The sequence below is a fragment of the Cobetia sp. SIMBA_158 genome (genome assembly GCF_046566945.1).
GTDB classification, from domain to species: Bacteria; Pseudomonadota; Gammaproteobacteria; order Pseudomonadales; family Halomonadaceae; genus Cobetia; species Cobetia amphilecti.
In genome coordinates this window covers 34295-54756 of record NZ_JAWJYL010000010.1, presented here as the reverse complement: position 1 = coordinate 54756, position 20462 = coordinate 34295, and the positions used below count along the sequence as shown (strand labels likewise).

Sequence of the window (20462 nt, the reverse complement as noted above, 5' to 3'; positions counted from 1 at the left end):
GCGCTGCCAGGATGCTCGTGCATGAATCCACTCCGTTCTCTGCATTTCAGAACCGCCATCGCCATTGCCGCGACGTTGTTCTTCGTCTCGGCATTGGTGACTGGCGTTCTGGTCTATCAGCGTCAGCAGGCACTCGAGCACAAGCTGCGTGAGAATCTGATCTGGGCGGTCTATCAGTTCGACAGGGAAGTGCGCGAGCTGCGCATGGTGGTGGCCGAGGAGCAGAAGACCCCGACGCCGCCCGCCTTGATGGATGACAGCGAGCTGCTGTTGCGGCTCGACATCCTCTATAGCCGGGTGCAGCTGCTGCAGAGCGGCCAACTGGGCAGCATGCTGGCGGGGATGCCCGATCTGCATGCCCAGCTGATGGCCATGCTGCCCAGAATCAAGGTGCTGGACAGCGCCATCATGGACCTGGCGAGTCGTCAGGAGCGTGATGCGTCCCTCTATGTGCAGATACTCAGCCGGCTTGCCTCGCTACAGGAGCAGACCGGCGATCTGCTGCTGAATATCAATGCGGAGGCCGCTATCCAGCGCACCAAGGAGCGCTCGGAGCTCCTCAACCTGTATGCCCTCGCGCTGTCGCTGGTGCTGCTGATGACGTTGAGCGGCATCGTGCTGGTGGTCGCGCTGATCGTCGAGAGTCGTGGACGGGCCTACAAGACCCGCAAGCTGGAGGAGCGCACCCAGGAGCTGGATGGCATGGTGCAGCTGGCGCAGGCGGCCAGTCGTGCCAAGTCGGAATTCATGGCGATCATGAGCCATGAGATACGCACCCCGCTCAATGGCATGGTCGGCGTCTCGGACCTCATCGGCGAGGAAGTCTCGACCCGGCGTGGCCAGCAATACCTGACGATGCTGCGCCAGAGTGCCGAGAGCCTGCAGGCCGTCATCAATGATGTGCTGGATTATTCCAAGATCGAAGCCGGCAAGCTGGAGCTGGATCAGCGCTGCTTCTCGTTGCCCGAATTCCTCGATTCCCTGGCCGCGCATTACCATCGCCAGACAGGCAGTGCCGGCAAGGGATGCTCGCGCATCTTCCTCGAAGAACGTGCCGATGACCTGCCTGTCTGGGTCAAGGGGGACGTCAATCGCCTGCGTCAGGTACTGACCAACCTGCTCAACAACGCCTTCAAGTTCTGTCCCCAGGGCACCATCCGGCTGAGGGCATCATTGGAAGACGGCGAGACGCTTCATTTCGAGGTTCACGACAGCGGTTGCGGGATCGCCGCCGACCAGGTGAGCCAGTTGTTTGCCCCCTTCACCCAGGTGGATACCTCGATTGCGCGTCGTCATGAAGGTACTGGGCTCGGGCTTGCCATCTGCAAGCGGCTGGTGGAGGCAATGGGCGGTGAGATCGGCGTCGAGAGCCATCTCGGGCTTGGCAGTCGCTTCTGGTGCCGCGTGCCGCTGCCGGTATTGACCGCCGCCGAGGCTTGCCCGCAGCAGGCGGTGGGAGACGCGCCCTTGCCCCACGCAAGCGTGCTGGTGGTGGAAGACAACGAGGTCAATCAGTCACTGGCGCGGGCCATGCTCGAGTATCTGGGGCAGCAGGTCACGGTGGTGGAAGACGGTGAACAGGCACTCGAATGGCTGGCGCAGGCTGGCAATGATGTCGATCTGGTGTTCATGGACATGCAGATGCCGGTACTGGATGGCGTCGAGACGACACGTCGCTGGCGTCAGCACGAGTCAGAGCAACCCGCCAGCGCTCGTCTGCCGATCATCGCGATGACCGCCAACGTGATGCAGGAAGATGCCCGCCGCTGCATCGAGGCTGGCATGCAGGGGGTGCTGCACAAACCCTTCACGCGTGATGATCTGCATCGGGTGCTGCAACAGTATCTGGTCCAGGCCTCTGATTCACAGGAGGCTGAGTCACAGAAGTCTGATTCGCAGCAGAAGGCGCTCGAGCCAGACAAGCCAGAGGACTCGGCTGGCGAGCCGTCTGCTGCTCTGCAGGCATCAGGCGATGATGGCGTCAGCTCGTCAGCGGCTGAAGATCAGGACGCGCAGATCGATGCTGCTCCGGCGCTCGATGTGACAACTGACGGCTCAGCCGCGCGCGCTATGCCCGATGCCGTGCCTTCATTGCTGCAACACGCGACCTGTCAGGAGCTGCTCACGACCCTGAGTGGCGAGGCCTATTCACGACTGCTGAGTAATTACCTGACGCGACTCGAAGGACGCCTCGACGTGATGGTGACCTTGCTGAAGCAGATGAATCTCACCGAGCTCAAGCGTGAGGCACACTCCCTGAAAGGGGCGTCAGCCTCGCTGGGATGCAGCGGCATAGCCAGTGGCGCCAAGGCGCTGGAGGAGGCCGTGATCAGCGAGGACCTTCCTGAGGTACACCAGCATGTCGCCACGTTGCGCTCCTTGAGTGTGCCGACGCGGGACAGCCTCCTCGCAGAGGGCTATCTGTTCTCCTGACGGTATTGGGACGTGATGGCGTGATAGACAGCCGACAGCATTCACTAGCGTCCCTCTTGTTCTCCCGTTCCCGTCTTCTCTCGCTCTCTTCATCCTGGCCTTCACGCTTCATCCTGGCCTTCACTACACAGACGCCACCCATGGTGACATGGGTGGCGTCTGTGTAGTGGGGGAGTGGGGGAGTGGCGGCATTCCCGCTGTCTGTACTGCGCTGCGGGGGGACGCCAGTCTCCTCAATGGACGGCGGAGGCGTGGCGCTGGCTGAGTGCATTGACGGCGTTGGGCGGGCAGCGGCTCCAGGCATTGAAGTCGCTGACGGGCATGGGACGCGCGAACAGATAGCCCTGGCCGATATTGCAGCGGGTATCGCAGAGGTAATCGCGCTGTTCCGCGGTCTCGATGCCTTCGCCGACCACCGCGAGATTCAGACGCTGGCCCAGCTCGACGATGGTACGCGTGATGGCGCGCGCTTCCGGGTGGCTGTCGCTGCGCCCGACGAAGCATTGGTCGATCTTCAATTCGTCGAACGGCAGGTTGTAGAGCTGCATCATCGAGGAGAAACCGGTGCCGAAGTCATCCAGCGCCAGACGATAGCCGCGGTCGCGAATGGCGTTCAGCAGGTGGCGAGCGTAGGTGAGGCAGTCGATCCCGCAGCTCTCCGTGAGCTCCAGCGTGATGGAGCGCGGATCGACATGATGCTGACTGGCCAGCGCATCCAGCGTCTTCAGCATGTCGCGGGTGCGCAGCAGCTGAGGTGACAGATTGAGCGCGAGGTCAAGGTGAAGGCCCTGGGACTGCCATTGGCCCTGTTGGCGGAAGCCATGCTCGATGACCTGCCAGGTGAGTGCCTCGATACGGTTGCTGCGTTCCGCCAGGGCGATGAACTGGTTGGGCATGACCATGCCGCGTAGAGGATGCTGCCAGCGCACAAGAGCTTCCGCGCCGCTGAGCTGGCCGCTGGCGAGGTCGATCTTGGGCTGATAGACGAGATGCAGCTGGCGCTCGGTCAGAGCATCATCCAGTTCATCGAGTGATAGCGGATTGCGTTGCTTGTCCAGCTCTGCCAGCAGCGAAGCCAGGTGCATGATGTCGAAGGGCTTGCCGAGCTGGCCCAGCATCTCCAGGCCGCTGCGCTTGCCCCTGGCGACCATCGCTTGCATGTCGTCGTTGTGACAGGCGCTCATCAGGATGATACCCGCCTCGACATTGCGTTCGCGCAGATAGCCGAGCACATCATCGCCGGTGAAGTCGCCCAGTTCGTAGTCTACCAGGATGAGGTCCGTCTCCAGACAGGCGGGATTGCAGGCGATGTCCTGCAGCCCTTCGCTCTGCGTGCAGTCGAACCCATGGGCGGAAAGCAGCCCGCTGATGAGTTCACGAAAATCCGGATCGTCGTCAATGATGAGTGCGTGTCGAGTCATGTAAGGCATCCTCAAGCGAGTGTCGGGAATACTCTCGCGCCGCTGTGCATGAAGTGTCTGCATGAGCAGTGCGCAGGCGAGCAGGTGATCCCAGATTAGCAATGCGGTTACATGATTCGCGGATATCGACACATTTGACGGCTTATTTTTACATTCGAACTGTCAGGTCGGTGGATAAGAGGGCGGGTAGTGTGAGCCGGCCAGGGAGAGGTCTCCAGGGTGAGCCAATCAGGACGAGGCGGAGAGGGGCGGGGGTTAGCAAACAAGGAAGAGGCGGGTAGCTGGATAGAGGTCGCCACACGCTCGCGCAGCCCCGGGTTGCCTCCGGGGCCGCGCGAGCGTGTGTTACCTGAGGATGATGACGCCACCCCAGACTGGCGGGGTCAGCGCAGACGATCGCAGTTGGGCTTCTCGCCGGCGGCGCGGGCCTGCTGATAGGTCGGCAGAGCGGTCTCGAGGCGCTCGTTGAGAGCCGCCATGCGCTGTTCGTCACTCGGGTGCGTCGACATCCACACCGGAGGTTGCGCGCCTCCGGCAGCGTTCATGTTGGCCCACAGCTTGATGCTGGCGCGCGGGTCGAAGCCGGCTTCGGCCATCAGGTCCAGCCCCAGCAGGTCGGCTTCGGACTCGTGGGAGCGCGAGAACGGCTTGAGCACGCCATATTCCGCGCCCATGCCCAGCAGGCCCATGAGCTGATCGCCACCGGTACCTTCGAGGCCGGCCAGTGCCTGGGTCAGTGACAGCCCGGCGGAGGTCAGCGATTGTGTCGAGACACGTTCGTTGGCGTGGCGCGCCAGTACGTGGGCGATCTCGTGGCCGATGACGGTTGCCAGCTGGTCCTGATTCTCGGCGACCTCAAGCAACCCGGTGTTGACGCCGATATAGCCGCCCGGCAGTGCGAAGGCATTGGCGGACTCATCCTCGAATACCTTGACCTGCCAGCCGCTGATGCCATAGCTGGCGGGCACCTTGGCGGTCACCGCATCCGCCACGCAGCTGACGTAGGCATCCTGACGCCCTTCCACCACCGGCAGCTCCTGCTGGTACTTGCTGAAGCTGGCTTCCCCCATCTTCTCCAGTTCCTGGTCTGAGTAGAGAGTCAGCTGGCTGCGGCCCAGCGGAGAGCTGGCGCAGGCACTCAGGGTGACGGACGCCGCAAGGGCCGCCAGCGGGAGCAGACGACGCAGGGCACGGGGAGATGAGAGATCGAGCAATCCTGGCATTGGGGCCTCCTGGCTAGATGACGTGACAACCTTCGAGCGCACGGCAGGGCGACGCTGAACGTGCAAGAAACGTGCAGACAGCATAACCGGATAGGCGCAGTGGTGCAGTCAGCGAAATGATACGTTGCTGAGATCACAGCATCGTCAGGCCAGCCGGCCCCGCCGGGCATGAGATACTGGGCGTGATCTGATGGGCCTGCCACGGCCCGGACCCCATGTATCTGACAGGGAATCACCATGTCGCCAGAGTTTGAACGCCGCCTCTCGCATCTGCTGGACCGACTCGAACCGATGCTGCCGCCGACGGTTGTCGAAGTGGACTGGACACGCGATGTCGCCGCCTTGTGGACTCGCCACCCCCTGGGAGGGCGCCTGACGCCGATCGCGCCGCGTGACGCCCTGACACTCGAGGACCTGCTCGGCATCGCACGCCAGAAGCGTGAGCTGCTGGCCAATACCCGCGCCTTCCTCGCGGGCAAGCCGGCCAACCACGCGCTCCTGTGGGGCGCCCGTGGCACCGGCAAGTCATCGCTGGTCCGCGCACTGCTCAATACCCTGGGCCGCGAGGGGCTGCGTCTGATCCAGATCGATCGCCATGATCTACCGGCACTGCCGGCGCTGGTCGCCGAGCTGGCCCAGCAGCCGCATCGCTTCATCGTCTATTGCGATGACCTGTCCTTCGAGGGCAGCGATGACGCCTACAAGGCGCTCAAGAGCGTGCTGGATGGCACCCTGACGGGGCCGCCGGAAAACGTGCTGCTGTACGCCACCTCCAACCGTCGTCATCTGCTGCCGGAGCATATGAGCGACAACCAGGCTACCCACATCGTCGATGGCGAGCTGCATCATGGCGATGCGGTGGAGGAGAAGATCTCGCTGTCGGACCGCTTCGGCCTGTGGCTGGCCTTCCATCCCTTCAACCAGGACGCCTATCTGGAGACCTGTCAGCACTGGGTGGAATGGCGTCTCGGCGCGGGCAGCTTCGATGAGGCCGCGCGTGGCGAGGCGCTGCGCTACGCCACTCAGCGCGGGGTGCGCAGCGGGCGTGCCGCCTGGCAGTTCGCCAATCTATGGGCGGGGCAGAAGACGCTGGAGGCGTGAGCCCGTTGCTTGACGCCCTTGAGATGATTGCGGCGCTTGAGGTGCTTGAAGCGTCAGTGCTCGCGACATGAAAAAGCCGCCCCTGCAGATGACTGCAGGGGCGGCTTTTTCATGGGGCAGGCAGGCGTGCCGTCACGCACGGGCGCAGTTCACGCCATCAACGGCGCTGCTTGCGTTCCTTGCGAGCTTCCTTGGTGCGCGCCAGTGAACGCTCTTTCGCGCGCTCGCGGTCGTCAGCCCCCTGTGCGCCATCGAAGGGGTTGTCGCCGGAGCGGAACTCGAAGCGCATCGGCGTACCCTTGACCTTGAGCACCTTGCGGAAGGTGTTGGTCAGGTAGCGCTTGTAGGCTTCCGGCAGACGGTTGGTCTGGTTGCCGTGCACCACGATCAGCGGCGGATTGGCGCCACCCTGGTGAGCCATGCGCAGCTTGATGCGACGGCCGTTGACCATCGGCGGCTGGTGCGCCTGGGTGGCGTCCTGCAGCAGAGTGGTCAGACGCTTGGTCGACCAGCGGGCCACGGCGCTTTCGAAGGCGCGGTCGATGGACGGGTAGAGGTCACCCACCGCAGTGCCGTGCAGCGCGGAGATGAAGTGCAGGTCAGCGTAGTCGGCGAAGCCCAGACGACGCTTGATCTCGGAGCGCATCTTCTCCTTGGCTTCGCTTTCCAGGCCATCCCACTTGTTGACCACCAGCACCAGCGCGCGGCCGCTGGTCAGCACGAAGTCCAGCAGGTGCAGGTCCTGCTCGACCAGTCCCTGGCGGGCATCGAGCACCATCACGGCGACGTTGCACTTCTTGATCGCTTCCAGCGTCTTGATGATGGAGAACTTCTCCACCACTTCGCGCACGTTCTTGCGACGACGGATCCCGGCGGTATCGACCAGCAGGTAAGGCTTGCCACGACGCTCGAAGGGAATCTCCACGGCGTCGGTGGTGGTACCGGCCTGGTCATAGACGACCACGCGCTCCTCGCCCAGCAGGCGATTGACCAGCGTCGACTTGCCGACGTTCGGGCGACCGATGATGCCGATGCGCACGCCGCGATCGTCCAGCTCCGGGTGCAGGTCCTCGTCTTCGCCTTCCTCGACTTCGGGGTAGGGCGAGAGCACCTCTTCCAGCAGCGTGGTGACGTTGCGGCCGTGCTCGGCGGCGATGGCGCGCGGATCACCCAGACCCAGGGTCCAGAAGTCGGACTTGCCGATCTCCTCGTCCATGCCGTCGGTCTTGTTGACCACCAGCCAGGTCTTCTTCTGATTGACGCGCAGGTGGTTGGCGATGGCCTCATCCGCCATGTTCAGACCGGCGCGCGCATCGACCATGAACAGCACGATGTCGGCTTCATCGATGGCGGCCAGTGACTGGCCGGCCATCATCAGGTCGATGCCTTCCTCGTCACCGCTGATGCCGCCGGTGTCGATGACGGTGTAGGGCTTGCCGCCGACCTTGCCGGTGCCGTACTTGCGGTCACGGGTCAGGCCGGGGAAATCGGCGACCAGAGCATCACGGGTCTTGGTGAGGCGATTGAATAGCGTCGACTTGCCGACATTCGGGCGGCCGACCAGGGCGATCACGGGGTTCATGGAATCTCACAGCATTCGCAGGGATAGCATCGATGCCGGCCCCGTACGGTCTGCTTCGAACCATGATGGCTGGAAAGCACCTTGTGCAGGCAGGGCGATAGCGATGATATCGGACTTGGGGCACTGGATGACGACGCAGGCGTCGCACGCATCCAGTATGGTCCGCCGACAGGGGGTTAGCACTGTCGGCGGAAAGATCTCGTGGCTGAATCAATGGCTGCGTCGTGCGGCAGGCCTGATCAGCGGGGGCAGCATTCTAGCATTGACAGGGAGTTGCTACCAATGGCGCATTACGACAACGGCAGCCAGATGGCTGCCGTTGTCGTGACGAGGGCTGAACGAGGCGCATGTCAGATTGCGGGGCAGGCTGACATGCGCGCTCGATCAGTGGCTTACGGCGCTTCGAGATCCAGCGCCGTCAGCTCGCCATCGTTGGTGTAGACGTAGATGCGCTTGCCTTCGGTCAGCGGGGTGATGCTGATGCCATCGCCCCCCACGTCATAGCGGCCGGCCATCTCGCCGCTCTGGGCGTCGATCAGGTGCACATAGCCTTCGTAGTCACCGACCACCAGCTTGCCATCGACGAAGGCCGGAGAGGTCAACCAGCGGCCTTCCAGGTCTTCGGACTTCCATAGCACGTTGCCCGTGTTGGCATCCATCGCCAGCACATGGCTGGCATTGTCGATGCTGAACAGGTAATCGCCGACCACGATGGGCGTCAGATAGCTGGAGGACGGTTTGTCCCACAGCGGCTCGCCGTTGCGGGCGTCCAGCGCGATCAGGCGACCGTTGTAGCTGGTGACGAACAGGCGACCATCCTGCGTCAGCACCGGCTGGCCATCGAGATCGACCAGCTGGTCCACCTCGGTACGCCCGGCCGGCACGGCGACGCGCAGGTCCCACAGTTCCTGACCTGAGCGGTTGTCGAGCGTGACCAGCTTGCCGTTGGCAAAGCCCGCGAAGGTGACCGGCTGGATGACGCGCGGCGCGCCGGTGCCACGCAGCGTCAGGGCCGGAATCGTGGCCGAGTAGGCCCACTGCTCTTCGCCGGTGAAGCGATCAAGCGCGGTCACGGTGCCATCGACGCTCTGCACCACGACTAGCTCGTCGTTGTACTGCGGCGCGGCCAGCACTTCACTGGAGACACGCGTGCTCCATTCGATGCTGCCATCTTCCTGACTGACGGCGCTAACCTTGCCATCGCGCGTTCCGACGTACAGGCGGGAGGCATCGGCATTCAGTGCGCTGGTGATGCCAGCCGGCAACCGTGTCTGCCAGATGTCGTCGCCACTGTCGGCAGCGAGGGCTTCCAGCTCACCGCCTTCGGCACCAACGAACAGCTTGTCGTTGGCGAAGATCGGTGACAGCGGATAGTGGGCACGGCCAAGGCCATTGCCGACCGATTCGCTCCAGACGGAATCCAGCGCGACCTGGCGATCGAAATCGACCAGCTCCTTGGGCGCATATTCCGGTTGGGCACTGCTGGCGCAACCGGCCAGCAGACTCACGGCCAGCAGCGAGGCCGGTACGCTCAGACGACGAGTGACGCTCATGAAGAAGACTCCGCAGCCAGATCGGCGAGTTTCAGGTCGAGACCGTAGACCGGCTGACCACTTTCCTGCGACAGGGTGCTGGCCTGCTGATAGGCGGCGATGGCCTCATCGCGCTTGTCCTGTGCGGCCAGGGCATCGCCACGCACCGCAGCCGACTGCGCTGCCAGCGGCGCCGGCGGGCTCTTGAGCAGGGCGAGTGCCGCGTCGTTGTCGCCGCGCTCGACATTGATGCGCGCCAGACGCAGGCTGGCCAGCCCCTGCAGGTAGCTGTCGTCGCTGTTGTCGATCACGCTCTGCAGCGCCGTGGCGGCTGCGTCGAGATCGTTGGCCTTGACCGACATGCTGGCATCCAGCAGGTGCGCCATCTGGGTGTAGAGGCTGTCGCCGTGCTCGCTTTCCAGTTCGCCGATCAGCGTACGCGCCTGCTTGACGCCGGCGTCTTCCAGCTTGGGCTGGCTGACGAGGCTGATCAGTTGCTGGTAACGCACGGAGGCCGCTTCGGACTGGCTGGCGTCGTAGTTCTGCCAAGCCTTGAAGGCAAAGACACCGGCGCCGGCCAGTACGACACCGGCAATCAGTGACTTGCCGTTCTCGCTCCACCAACGCTTGATGGCTTCAAGCTGTTCTTCTTCGCTTCTGAGCTCTTCCGCCACGGGCGGTCTCCTTGACCTGGCCGGCATGCCGGCACTTGCATTCGTGAGGCGGAGAGCTGGCTCTCCGCCCGATATTCATTGGCAGTCTCAGGCGCCGAAGACGCTGTCGAGACGTTCGCCCAGCGCACGCTGGTTCAGCGTTTCCTGGTCGCGTTCCTCGCGCAGGAACTTGAGCGCCACCGTGCCTTCGATGACTTCATTCTCACCGAGAATCAGCGCGATGCGTGCACCGCTCTTGTCGGCCTTCTTCATCTGGCTCTTGAAGCTGCCGCCACCGCAATGCAGCACCAGACGCAGGTTGGGCAGGGCGGTGCGCAGCTCTTCGGCCAGACGCATGGCTTCGCCTTCGGCCTGCTCTCCCATCGACATCAGATAGACATCGACGGTCTCGCGGACGTCCTGCGGTACCAGTTCCAGCGTCTCGAGCAACAGGATGAGGCGCTCGACGCCCATCGCGAAGCCGACCGCCGGTACCGGCTTGCCGCCGAGCTGTTCGAACAGGCTGTCGTAGCGGCCGCCGGCACACACGGTGCCCTGGCTGCCCAGCGCGGTGGTGGTCCATTCGAACACACTGCGCGAGTAGTAATCGAGGCCACGCACCAGGCGCGGGTTGATGACGTACTCGATGCCGGCTGCGTCGAGACGTGCCTTGAGGCCCTCGAAGTGCACGCGGGATTCTTCATCCAGGTGATCCCCCAGGCGCGGTGCGGCGTCGACGACGGCGGCCATGTCCGGGTTCTTGGTGTCGAGGATGCGCAGCGGGTTGCTGTGCAGACGGCGTTTGGAGTCTTCGTCGAGGACATCCAGGTGCTGTTCGAAGTATTCGACCAGCAGGTCACGATAGGCGGCACGCGCCTCGAGGCTACCCAGCGAGTTGAGCTCGAGCGTGACGTGCTCCAGCAGGCCCAGCTGGCGCCACAGACGTGCTGAGATCAGGATCATCTCGGCATCGATGTCCGGACCTTCCATGCCGTAGGCTTCGACGCCCACCTGATGGAACTGACGATAACGGCCCTTCTGCGGGCGCTCGTGGCGGAACATCGGGCCGGTGTACCACAGACGCTGGATCTGGTTGTGGACCAGGCCATTCTCCATCGCCATGCGCACGCAGCTGGCGGTGCCTTCCGGACGCAGGGTCAGGCTGTCGCCGTTACGGTCGTCGAAGGTGTACATCTCCTTCTCGACGATGTCGGTGACTTCGCCGATGGAGCGCTTGAACAGCGCGGTCTGCTCGACGATGGGGGTGCGGATCTCGCGATAGCCGTACTGGCCCATCAGCGCTTCCACCTGGTGCTCGAAGTATTGCCATACCGGTGACTGGTCCGGCAGCAGGTCGTTCATGCCACGAATGGCCTGGATCTTGGTACTCAACGTTCTCTCCTGAATCCTTGCGCGTCTCCCCACGGCGCTCGCATGAGGTCATGCAGGCGGGTGGGGAGACGAAGGCGCGTCAATCACGACGCGCAAGCCAGCCGAGACAAGCTCAGCTCTGGCGGATGATAGTGTCGGCCTCACGGGCCTCTTTTTCCGCGACTTTGTCACGGATGAGTCGCTCAAGATCGTCAACCAGGGTGTCATTGGTCAACTTGCTGGCCGGCTTGCCGTCCAGGTAGACCAGGTTGGCGGGGCTGCCGCCGGTCAGACCGACATCGGTCTCCTTGGCTTCGCCGGGGCCATTGACGACACAGCCGATGACCGAGACGTTCAGCGGCGTCATCACGTCTTCAAGACGTGTCTCCAGCTCGTTCATGGTCTTGATGACGTCGAAATTCTGACGCGAGCAGCTGGGACAGGCAATGAAGTTGATGCCCTTGGCGCGCAGCTTGAGGCTCTTGAGCATGTCGAAGCCGACCTTGATCTCCTCGACCGGGTCCGCTGCCAGCGACACGCGGATGGTGTCACCGATGCCGTCCATCAGCAGCATGCCCAGGCCGATGGAAGACTTGACGGTGCCCGAGCGCAGGCCGCCCGCTTCGGTGATGCCCAGGTGCAGCGGCTGTTCGATGCGCGCTGCCAGGTCACGATAGGCGGCGACGGCCATGAACACGTCGCTGGCCTTGACGCTGACCTTGAAGTCCTGGAAGTCGAGGCGATCCAGATGGTCGATGTGACGCATGGCAGATTCGACCAGCGCCGCCGGCGTCGGTTCGCCGTATTTCTTCTGCAGGTCCTTTTCCAGCGAGCCTGCGTTGACGCCGATGCGGATCGGGATGCCGTTGTCGCGGGCGGCGCTGACCACGGCGCGCACGCGGTCTTCACGACCGATGTTGCCCGGGTTGATGCGCAGGCAGTCGACGCCAAGTTCCGCCACACGCAGGGCGATCTTGTAGTCGAAGTGGATATCGGCGACCAGCGGGATGTTGCTCTGCTGCTTGATGCGGCCGAAGGCTTCGGCGGCATCCATGTCCGGCACGCTGACACGCACGATATCGGCACCGGCATCCTCGAGGCGCTTGATCTGCGCGACGGTGGCGGCGACATCGTTGGTGTCGGTGTTGGTCATGCTCTGCACGGAAATCGGTGCATCGCCGCCGACGGCCACATTGCCGACATGAATCTTGCGCGAGACGCGGCGCTTGATGGGGGAGTGACTATGCATGGGATTCCGGATCATTCACCGAGGGTAAGTTTGGCGACACTGCCGCGCGTGACGCGCGTGAGGTCGACCGCTTCATTCATGTAACGCAATTCGACGCCAGAGGCATTGCCGATGGTCAGCGTGAAGGGCGGCTTGCCTTCCAGCGTCGTGCTGGTGCCGGCCTCGTTGTTGCCGCGCAGCAGGCGCTTGCCATCGGCATCACGAATGTCGGTCCAGGAATTGATGTTGAACGTCAATTCGAGCTTGCGCGGGTCTGCCGCCGGCGCAGCTTCTTCTGCTGCGCTCTCTTGTGTGGTGTCGGCACTGGCATCGGCGACAGCACTCACGTCAGTGGCAGCGGCGCTATCCGTGGCAGCGCCAGACGCTGACGTGCCAGCCTCTGCAGCGCCCGGCGCGGCCGCGGTCGCGCCTGTATCGAGCGCGTCAGCACTTTGCGCTGTCGCCTCGGACGAGGCTGCTGCCTCGACGGCAGACGCATCACCGGTGGCGGTAGCAGTGGAGGACGGCGCCGCTTCACTGGCAGAGGACTGTGAGAGCGAAAGCTCGATGGAGCCATCGGCGTTCACGACCGGTGCGGCGTTGTCCGCATCGCTGCCGCCTTCGAGGGCGGAGGTTTCCGCCGGCGAGGTGCGGCCATAGTCGCCACTCTGCCACCACACGTAGCTGAGACCGATCAGACCGGCGATGACCAGCAGGCTGACGAGTCGAAACAGGTACTTGCCCATCTTGCCCGGCGGGCGCACCGACGGCGTGGAACTGGGGGTGTAGCGCTCGGCTTCGGTGGTGCCGAACTGGGCATTGTACTGCCCGACGATCGCCTTCTCGTCCATGCCCAGCAGGCGGGCATAGGCACGCAGATAGCCGCGACGGTACGCGGCGATGGGAATCTGGTCGTAGTGGTCGCGTTCCAGGTCATCGACCAGGCTGGGGCGCAGGTTGAGCTGTGTCGCCACCTCATCACGCGACAACCCCTGATGCTCGCGCTCCAGCTTGAGGCGCGTGCCAGGCAGTGCATCACTGGCGTGCTGATCAGGGGCGGGTTGATGTTCGCTCATGGCGCATCCTTGTAAGGAAAAACTGTCTACCGAACGCACATCCGGGCGCTCTTCCGGTACTGCGGGAAACTGCTCCTGACACTGATGCTGGAGCATGCTGACTGATGCTGTCGCGCGATTGGCCGGGTGCTGCACGACTCGTTGATCATCATGCGAGTGAGCAGCGTGAAAAGCGATGACCCCCATGCCAATCGATGCGCACGAACACACGTTCGTCCGCGTCGGCACTATACCAAGCCCGCGCCGAGATTTTCACCGGCATTTCGGTCTTCTCGGTCCTGCTTGCAGCGACCCCGCCCATGAGGTGGCACCATCAGAGGCGTCGTTGCGCCTCGCTCAGGGAGTGCGAATCACCGCGCGACCGGATTCCCGTGTCATGACCTGCTCCAGCTGGCGGCTGTAGAGATCAGCCAGACGACTGTCGCCGCGAGCCGTGGCCACATCGACGGCCAGGGCGAGACTGTCGCTATCGGTACCTGCCAGGCGGAAGTAGCGGCTCAGCGCCGACTGGGCGGCGTCATTGTCGCCGGCGTCATGTGACATGCGTGCCACCGCCAACCAGGCCTCTGACTCACGCGGGTTGATCTTGACGGCACGCTCGAAACTCTTCGCGGCCTCGCTGGTCTTGCCCAGCTGCAACTGACAGCGGCCCAGATTGGTATAGAGCTGGCCACGATTGTCGTAGGTCAGGTCTTCCGCCGCGATCTCGAGCTGCCGACAGGCCTCGACGTATTCACCGCGAGAGTAGAGAAAGGCCGCGTAGTTGTTGCGCGCACGGGTAAAGGACGGATCGCTGGAAATGGCCTGATTGAAATAGTCATCGGCGAGCACGTTCTCACCCTGGCGCTGATAGATCATCGCCAGCCCGGCCTTGGCCTCGGCATTGCTGCTCTGCAGCTTGAGTGCCTTCTGGAAGGCGCTGTCGGCACGTTGCAGCTGATTACGACCCAGATAGGCCTCTCCGAGTTCCACGTAGGCGTTCGAGGCCTTGTTGTCATCCGGCGGGGCGTAGGGGTCGTTGGTTTCCACGCGTGTCGCGCAGCCTGCGAGGGTCAGGCCGGCAAATCCGAGGCACAGCAGCAGGGCTCTGGTGCGGCGAGTGATGCCGCGAGCAGCGGTGCGGGTGTGGGAATCATGCTGGCAGGGGCCCTGTGCGACAGTGCCATGGGCGACAGTGCCCTGTGCGACAGTGCCCTGTGCGACAGAGTGATGGGCGACAGGGTCATGCTCATTGGTGCGATGACGGGGCAGACGACTCGGCATGCAATCCTCGCGTGAATGAAGGCTCATGATGTGCCTGCGGGCGAGGGTCGCGGCAGGCAACAAAAGCGCCCCCATCAAAGCGCCGCACCTACCACAAGTCAAGGTGGCAGGGCGGCGCATGGCTATGGCGATAGCGTCAGGTCAGGGCTGGCAGCCGCTCAGTCGGCGTCGAGCTGGATGGCGTTGATGTAACGCTCGGCGCGACGGGTGCGGTCCTTGACCTGACCGACCAGCTGGCCACAGGCGGCGTCGATGTCATCGCCACGGGTCGCGCGCACCGGTGCGGTGTAGCCCAGCTCATAGAGACGCTGCTGGAAGCGCATCACCTGGTTGCGTGACGGCTTCTCGTAACCGGAATGCGGGAACGGGTTGAACGGGATCAGGTTGATCTTGCACGGCAGCTCGTCGAGCAGCGCGGCCAGTTCCTCGGCGTGCTGGATCTGGTCGTTGACGTCCTTGATCAGGGTGTACTCGATGGTGACGATACGCGCGTCGTCACACTTGGCCAGGTAGCGATGGCAGGAGTCGAGCAGCGCGCGGATGTTCCACTTGCGGTTGATCGGCACCAGCACGTTGCGCAGTTCATCGTTGGCCGCGTGCAGCGAGATCGCCAGGCTGACGTCCATCTCGTCACCGAGCTGGTCCAGCTTGGGCACCACACCGGAGGTGGAGAGAGTGACGCGACGCTTGGACAGGCCATAGGCGTTGTCGTCCAGCATCAGCTTCATCGCCGGCACGACGTTGTCGTAGTTCATCAGCGGCTCGCCCATGCCCATCATCACCACGTTGGTGACCGGACGCTTGCGGGTGTCCTTGCGGTCTTCGGCGCCGCGGGTGGCGACCCACACCTGGCCGATGATCTCGGCGGCGGTCAGGTCACGCTCGAAGCCCTGCTTGCCGGTGGAGCAGAAGCTGCAGTCCAGCGAGCAACCGACCTGGGAAGACACGCACAGGGTGCGACGGTTGCCGTTCTCGGACGGGATCAGCACGGTCTCGACATAGCTGCCATCGCTGACTTCCAGCACCCACTTGCGGGTGCCGTCCTTGGACTCGCCTTCATAGACGATGCCCGGCGCACGGATCTCGGCGACCTGCTTGAGGCGTTCGCGCAGCGGCTTGGCGAGGTTGGTCATCTCGTCGAAGCTGTCGACGCCTTCCTGGTGAATCCATTTCATCACCTGGGTGGCGCGGAATTTCTTCTCGCCGATGCTTTCGAAGAAGGCTTCCATCGCCGGGCGCGGCAGGCCCAGCAGGTTGGTGAGCTTGACGGCGGCAGGGGCCGCGGCATCGGTGGCAGTTGCAGTGGTATCAGTCATGGTATGGGCCGGTCGTGTCAGGGATGGGCAGGCGTCACACAAAGGATAGACGTCTGCAGGGCGACGCTGTCAGCGGAGGTGGCGATGGTTCGCAGACCTCAAGAGGCTCTCATCATCAGCGCAGTGCGCGTGGGCGTCACATGGCGTGGGGAGAGGGCGCTGCAGCGGCTTTCAGAAAAGCGTATCGGACCTGCTCAAGCGTCGAATCTGCTTCAGGGGGTGCATGCTGTCGCGCGACGCTTCAGCACGTCCGATACCACGACGGCCCCGCCTCGCAGGCAGGGCCGTCGTGTCATGCACGGCTGGGAGACGCGTGCCCCGAAGGGCCGGGCTTCTCAGTCGTACAAGGCGAAATCAACCGCGCGGGCAGATTTCGTTGTCGCCGAAGAAGTAGGCGATTTCGCGAGCAGCAGATTCCGGCGCGTCAGAACCGTGAACGGCGTTGGCGTCGATGGAAGTGGCGAAGTCTGCACGGATGGTGCCGGCTTCTGCTTCCTTCGGGTTGGTAGCGCCCATCAGGTCGCGGTTCTTGGTGATGGCGTCTTCGCCTTCCAGCACCTGGATCATGACCGGGCCGGAAGTCATGAAGCCGACCAGCTCACCGAAGAAGCCACGTTCGCTGTGCTCAGCGTAGAAGCCTTCGGCCTGTTCCTTGGACAGGTGAACCATCTTGGAAGCGACGATCTGCAGACCGGCCTTCTCGAAGCGAGAGTAGATTTCGCCGATCACGTTCTTGGCAACGGCATCCGGCTTGATGATGGACAGAGTACGCTGAGTCATGGTGAATCTCCTGAGACAAGCTTTGAAGAGCCGCACGGCAGATGCCGAACGGCGGAAAACGGGCTCTGTCGGCATGCGCGCGACAAAAGTGGGCGGCATTATAGCGGCAAGTGCCACCGGCTGCATCCATCATGCCTGAGTCGCATGACGCACAGATGGCAAGCGCCTCGTCGGCATGGGCTGGCGAGGCGCTGAGGGTCGGCTCGGACGTTGAGTCTAGCCTGGACGCTGAAGCTCTATTTACAAGCTGAAGCCAGTCTCAGACGCTGAAGCCTGGTCTACACGCTGAAGCCTGGCCTAGACGCTGAAGCTCTCGCCACAACCACACTCGTCCTTGACGTTGGGGTTGTTGAAGCGGAAGTAGCGGTTCAGGCCGTCCTTGACGTAGTCCACCTCGGAGCCGTCGAGCACGGTGAGGGCTTCGGTGTCGACATAGACGGTAGCGCCGTGATCGACGAAGACGGCGTCTTCCTCGTTGACCTCGTCAGCGAAGTCGAGCACGTAGCTGTAGCCGGAGCAGCCGCTGGGCTTGACCGAGACACGCAGGCCAAGGCCGTGGCCGCGCTCGGCCAGCACGACGCGGATCTGGTCGGCGGCGGAGGAGGAAATCGACAGATGTGCCATGAGTAGTCTCCCGGGTCAGGCGCGCAGCGACGTCAGGGCATGCCTGAGTTCGCCGAGCGCGGATTCGATGTCGGCAGCGGTGGTGAAACGACCGAAGCTGAAGCGCAGTGATGCCAGCGCCAGCGGACGGGGCACCCCGATGCCGGTGAGGACGAACGACGGTTCGACACTGGCGGAATTGCAGGCCGAGCCGGTGGAAATCGCGATGCCGCGCAGCGCCATCAGCATCGCCTCGCCATCCACGCCCTCGAAGGCGAGATTGACGATGTTGGGCGCGCTGACCTCTATATCGGTATTGAAGTGCACGCCTTCAAGGCCGGCAAGCCCGGCGACGAACTGATCACGCAGCGCGACGAGGTGCTGGTGATCGGCGTCGAACTGCTCGGCGCTCAGGCGGTAGGCCTCGCCCATGCCGACGATCTGATGGGTCGGCAAGGTGCCGGAACGCATGCCGCGCTCATGACCACCGCCGTGGATCAGGGCATCGACCTTGATCTGCGGCTGGCGACGCACGTACAGCGCGCCGATGCCCTTGGGGCCGTAGGCCTTGTGGGCGGACAGCGACAGCAGGTCGATGGGCTGACGGCTGACATCGATCTGCACCTTACCGGGGGCCTGGGCGGCATCGACATGGAAGGCCGCGCCATGCGAGTGGGCGATGTCGCCCAGCGCATCCAGGTCATTCAGGCTGCCCAGCTCGTTGTTCACCGCCATCAGCGATACCAGGATGGTGTCGCTGCGCAGGGCGTCGCGCAGGCTGTCCGGGCTGATGCGGCCGTCAGGCTGCGGCGCGATGCGCGTGACCTCGAAGCCTTCCGCTTCCAGCGCACTGGCGGTATCCAGAATCGCCTTGTGCTCGATGGTCGAGGTGATCAGATGGCGGCCACGCGCGGCATTGGCGCGCATGTAGCCGGTCAGCGCCAGGTTGTCGGCTTCGGTGGCACCGCTGGTCCAGACGATCTCGCGCGGGTCGGCACCGATCAGCTCGGCGACCTGACGACGTGCGCCCTCGACGGCCTGCTCGGCCAGCCAGCCCGGCATGTGACTGCGCGAGGCCGGATTGGCGAAGGTGCCGTCCTGCGTCAGGTGACGCATCATCAGCTCGGCGACGCGTGGGTCGACGGGCGTGGTGGCGGCATAGTCAAGGTAGATCGGCTGGGACATGGTGACTTCCTGAAGACACGACAGACAGTGATGACGATGAACGTGATGAAGGCGATCTCGAGGGTGACGGGGCGCGGCGAGCATCGTGTCGTCTGGCCGTGCTCAGCCTGGCTGGCAAACGCCGCTCAGCTGCCTTGCATGACGGTGATCGGTATCGGCTCGCACGCCTTGCGCTGACGACTGGCGATCTGGCGAATCTCTTCGCGCGCGACCAGGTCGGCCAGGCTGATGCCGTCGAGAAAGCCGTGGATCTCGTCGGACAGATCACACCACAGATGGTGCGTCAGGCAGGTGTCACCGGCTTGACAGTCCGACATTCCCTGACAGCGTGTGGCATCGACTGACTCGTTGACGGCGTCGATGATGCACGCCACCGAGGTGGTCTCGAGTTCGGTATCCAGCAGGTAACCGCCACCGGGGCCACGCACGCTCTTGACCAGTCCTGCACGCCGCAGACGCGCAAACAGTTGCTCCAGATACGACAGCGAGATGCCCTGGCGTACGGAAATATCGGCCAGACAGGTCGGGCCGCAACTGGCATGCAGGGCCAGATCGAGCATCGCGGTGACGGCGTAGCGTCCCTTGGTGGTCAGGCGCATGACAGAGTCCGTGAGCAGATGGAGCCTGCGACGTTGAGGACGAGGCCGGGCGTAGTCGCCGCCTCTGGCGAGACGGCGTATCAATGCGCCCCATTATGGTGGGGTGGTCTGGCGGGGTCAATCCCGACTGAATTGGTCAACTTTAGCCATGCTGACGTTCAGCAGGCTCCTGCGTATCGCTTGCCTGCTCGGTCGGCGGCTGCTCAGCCGGGGCAGTGCCCTGCGATGCGCTGGACGCAGCGCCCCCGGCCTTGGGCGAGGTGCTGCCCTGGGCTGCGGCCACGTCAGCGACGGTGGTCTCGCCACCGCAGGGCCCCAGTTCATCGATCAGCTGGGCAAAGTCAGCGTCATCGAGCTCCGGCAGGCGCCCGGCGCGATAGCTGGCATCCAGCTTGCGCAGCGTGCCGCACATCTGTTCGATGCGCTTGTCCACGGCATGCATGTGATCGAGCATCGCGTGCATGGAGCGCGCGACCGGATCGGGCATGTCCTGGCCCATGCCGTAGGCATCGAAGCCGAACTTCTCCTTCATGGCCTCGCGGCTTTCCGGGTCGACTGACGGCTCCTCCGCCACATCCGGCTCGGCACGTTTGACGATCTTGCCGGGAATGCCGACGACGGTGGCGCCGGCAGGCACTTCACGCGTGACCACGGCATTGGAGCCGACCTTGGCGCCGGCACCGACGGTGAACGGGCCGAGAATCTTGGCGCCGGCACCGACGATGACACCATCGCCGAGGGTCGGGTGGCGCTTGCCGGCGTTCCAGGTGGTGCCGCCGAGAGTGACGCCGTGATAGAGGGTCACGTCATCGCCGATCAGGGCGGTCTCGCCGATCACGACGCCCATGCCGTGGTCGATGAAGAAGCGCCGACCGATGGTGGCACCCGGGTGGATCTCGATGCCGGTCAGCCAGCGCATCAGGGTCGAGCCGGTGCGCGCCAGCCATTTGGCGTTGTGGCGCCATAGCCAGTGATTGATGCGATGGGCCACCAGCGCATGCAGGCCCGGATAGTTGGTCAGGACTTCAAAGAAGTTGCGCGCCGCCGGGTCACGGGCAAACACGCTATCGATGTCTTCACGCAGTCGAGTGAACAT

17 protein-coding genes are annotated in these 20462 nt (G+C 63.7%); 2 read left to right on the top strand and 15 right to left on the bottom strand.

What is annotated here, in order from left to right; translation table 11 throughout:
• Nucleotides 1–21 precede the first annotated feature (21 nt).
• Complete coding sequence (locus R2R70_RS14495) at nt 22–2433, top strand: ATP-binding protein (protein WP_410978362.1); 2412 nt, start codon at nt 22–24, stop codon at nt 2431–2433.
• Nucleotides 2434–2666: 233 nt separating this feature from the next.
• On the opposite strand, the gene R2R70_RS14490 is transcribed toward R2R70_RS14495, so the two are convergent.
• On the bottom strand, nt 2667–3854 hold the full coding sequence (locus R2R70_RS14490) for an EAL domain-containing protein (protein WP_410978361.1): 1188 nt from the start codon (nt 3852–3854) through the stop codon (nt 2667–2669).
• 383 nt (nt 3855–4237) lie between these two features.
• Nucleotides 4238–5077, bottom strand: a complete 840-nt coding sequence (locus R2R70_RS14485) for a M48 family metallopeptidase (RefSeq protein WP_172978723.1) — start codon at nt 5075–5077, stop codon at nt 4238–4240.
• Between the two features lie 237 nt (nt 5078–5314).
• Here R2R70_RS14485 and R2R70_RS14480 point away from each other — a divergent pair, with 237 nt between their 5' ends.
• Complete coding sequence (locus tag R2R70_RS14480; protein WP_410978360.1) at nt 5315–6178, top strand: ATP-binding protein; 864 nt, start codon at nt 5315–5317, stop codon at nt 6176–6178.
• Nucleotides 6179–6335: 157 nt separating this feature from the next.
• Here R2R70_RS14480 and der read toward each other — a convergent pair whose 3' ends face one another.
• The 13 genes from der to cysE form a co-directional block, all read right to left on the bottom strand.
• The gene (der, locus tag R2R70_RS14475; RefSeq protein WP_043333806.1) at nt 6336–7760 is read right to left on the bottom strand and encodes a ribosome biogenesis GTPase Der; all 1425 of its coding nucleotides are present in this window, start codon (nt 7758–7760) and stop codon (nt 6336–6338) included.
• Nucleotides 7761–8152: 392 nt separating this feature from the next.
• Entirely contained in the window at nt 8153–9313 is a 1161-nt protein-coding gene (gene bamB, locus R2R70_RS14470; RefSeq protein WP_043333807.1) for an outer membrane protein assembly factor BamB, read from the bottom strand.
• Nucleotides 9310–9966 (bottom strand): YfgM family protein, encoded by a 657-nt coding sequence (locus tag R2R70_RS14465; protein WP_410978359.1) that lies wholly within the window; start codon nt 9964–9966, stop codon nt 9310–9312. The genes bamB and R2R70_RS14465 overlap by 4 nt, the downstream gene beginning before the upstream one ends.
• Before the next feature lie 87 nt (nt 9967–10053).
• On the bottom strand, nt 10054–11337 hold the full coding sequence (gene hisS / locus R2R70_RS14460; RefSeq protein WP_084589419.1) for a histidine--tRNA ligase: 1284 nt from the start codon (nt 11335–11337) through the stop codon (nt 10054–10056).
• A 112-nt stretch (nt 11338–11449) separates the two neighbouring features.
• Nucleotides 11450–12565 (bottom strand): flavodoxin-dependent (E)-4-hydroxy-3-methylbut-2-enyl-diphosphate synthase, encoded by a 1116-nt coding sequence (ispG, locus tag R2R70_RS14455; RefSeq protein WP_043333809.1) that lies wholly within the window; start codon nt 12563–12565, stop codon nt 11450–11452.
• Nucleotides 12566–12576: 11 nt separating this feature from the next.
• Nucleotides 12577–13620, bottom strand: a complete 1044-nt coding sequence (locus R2R70_RS14450; protein ID WP_410978358.1) for a RodZ domain-containing protein — start codon at nt 13618–13620, stop codon at nt 12577–12579.
• Nucleotides 13621–13956: 336 nt separating this feature from the next.
• Nucleotides 13957–14883 (bottom strand): type IV pilus biogenesis/stability protein PilW, encoded by a 927-nt coding sequence (pilW, locus tag R2R70_RS14445; protein WP_410978357.1) that lies wholly within the window; start codon nt 14881–14883, stop codon nt 13957–13959.
• Nucleotides 14884–15041: 158 nt separating this feature from the next.
• Nucleotides 15042–16199, bottom strand: coding sequence for a 23S rRNA (adenine(2503)-C(2))-methyltransferase RlmN (gene rlmN / locus R2R70_RS14440; RefSeq protein WP_043333811.1), 1158 nt, complete (start codon nt 16197–16199; stop codon nt 15042–15044).
• A gap of 354 nt (nt 16200–16553) precedes the next feature.
• Nucleotides 16554–16979: a nucleoside-diphosphate kinase gene (ndk, locus tag R2R70_RS14435; protein ID WP_043333812.1), complete on the bottom strand. Its 426-nt coding sequence runs from the start codon at nt 16977–16979 to the stop codon at nt 16554–16556.
• Between the two features lie 297 nt (nt 16980–17276).
• On the bottom strand, nt 17277–17603 hold the full coding sequence (locus tag R2R70_RS14430) for a HesB/IscA family protein (RefSeq protein ID WP_043333813.1): 327 nt from the start codon (nt 17601–17603) through the stop codon (nt 17277–17279).
• Between the two features lie 15 nt (nt 17604–17618).
• The gene (locus R2R70_RS14425; RefSeq protein ID WP_410978356.1) at nt 17619–18767 is read right to left on the bottom strand and encodes an aminotransferase class V-fold PLP-dependent enzyme; all 1149 of its coding nucleotides are present in this window, start codon (nt 18765–18767) and stop codon (nt 17619–17621) included.
• 125 nt (nt 18768–18892) lie between these two features.
• Complete coding sequence (locus R2R70_RS14420) at nt 18893–19366, bottom strand: Fe-S cluster assembly transcription factor (protein WP_410978355.1); 474 nt, start codon at nt 19364–19366, stop codon at nt 18893–18895.
• Between the two features lie 142 nt (nt 19367–19508).
• Nucleotides 19509–20462: a serine O-acetyltransferase gene (gene cysE, locus R2R70_RS14415; protein ID WP_410978354.1), complete on the bottom strand. Its 954-nt coding sequence runs from the start codon at nt 20460–20462 to the stop codon at nt 19509–19511.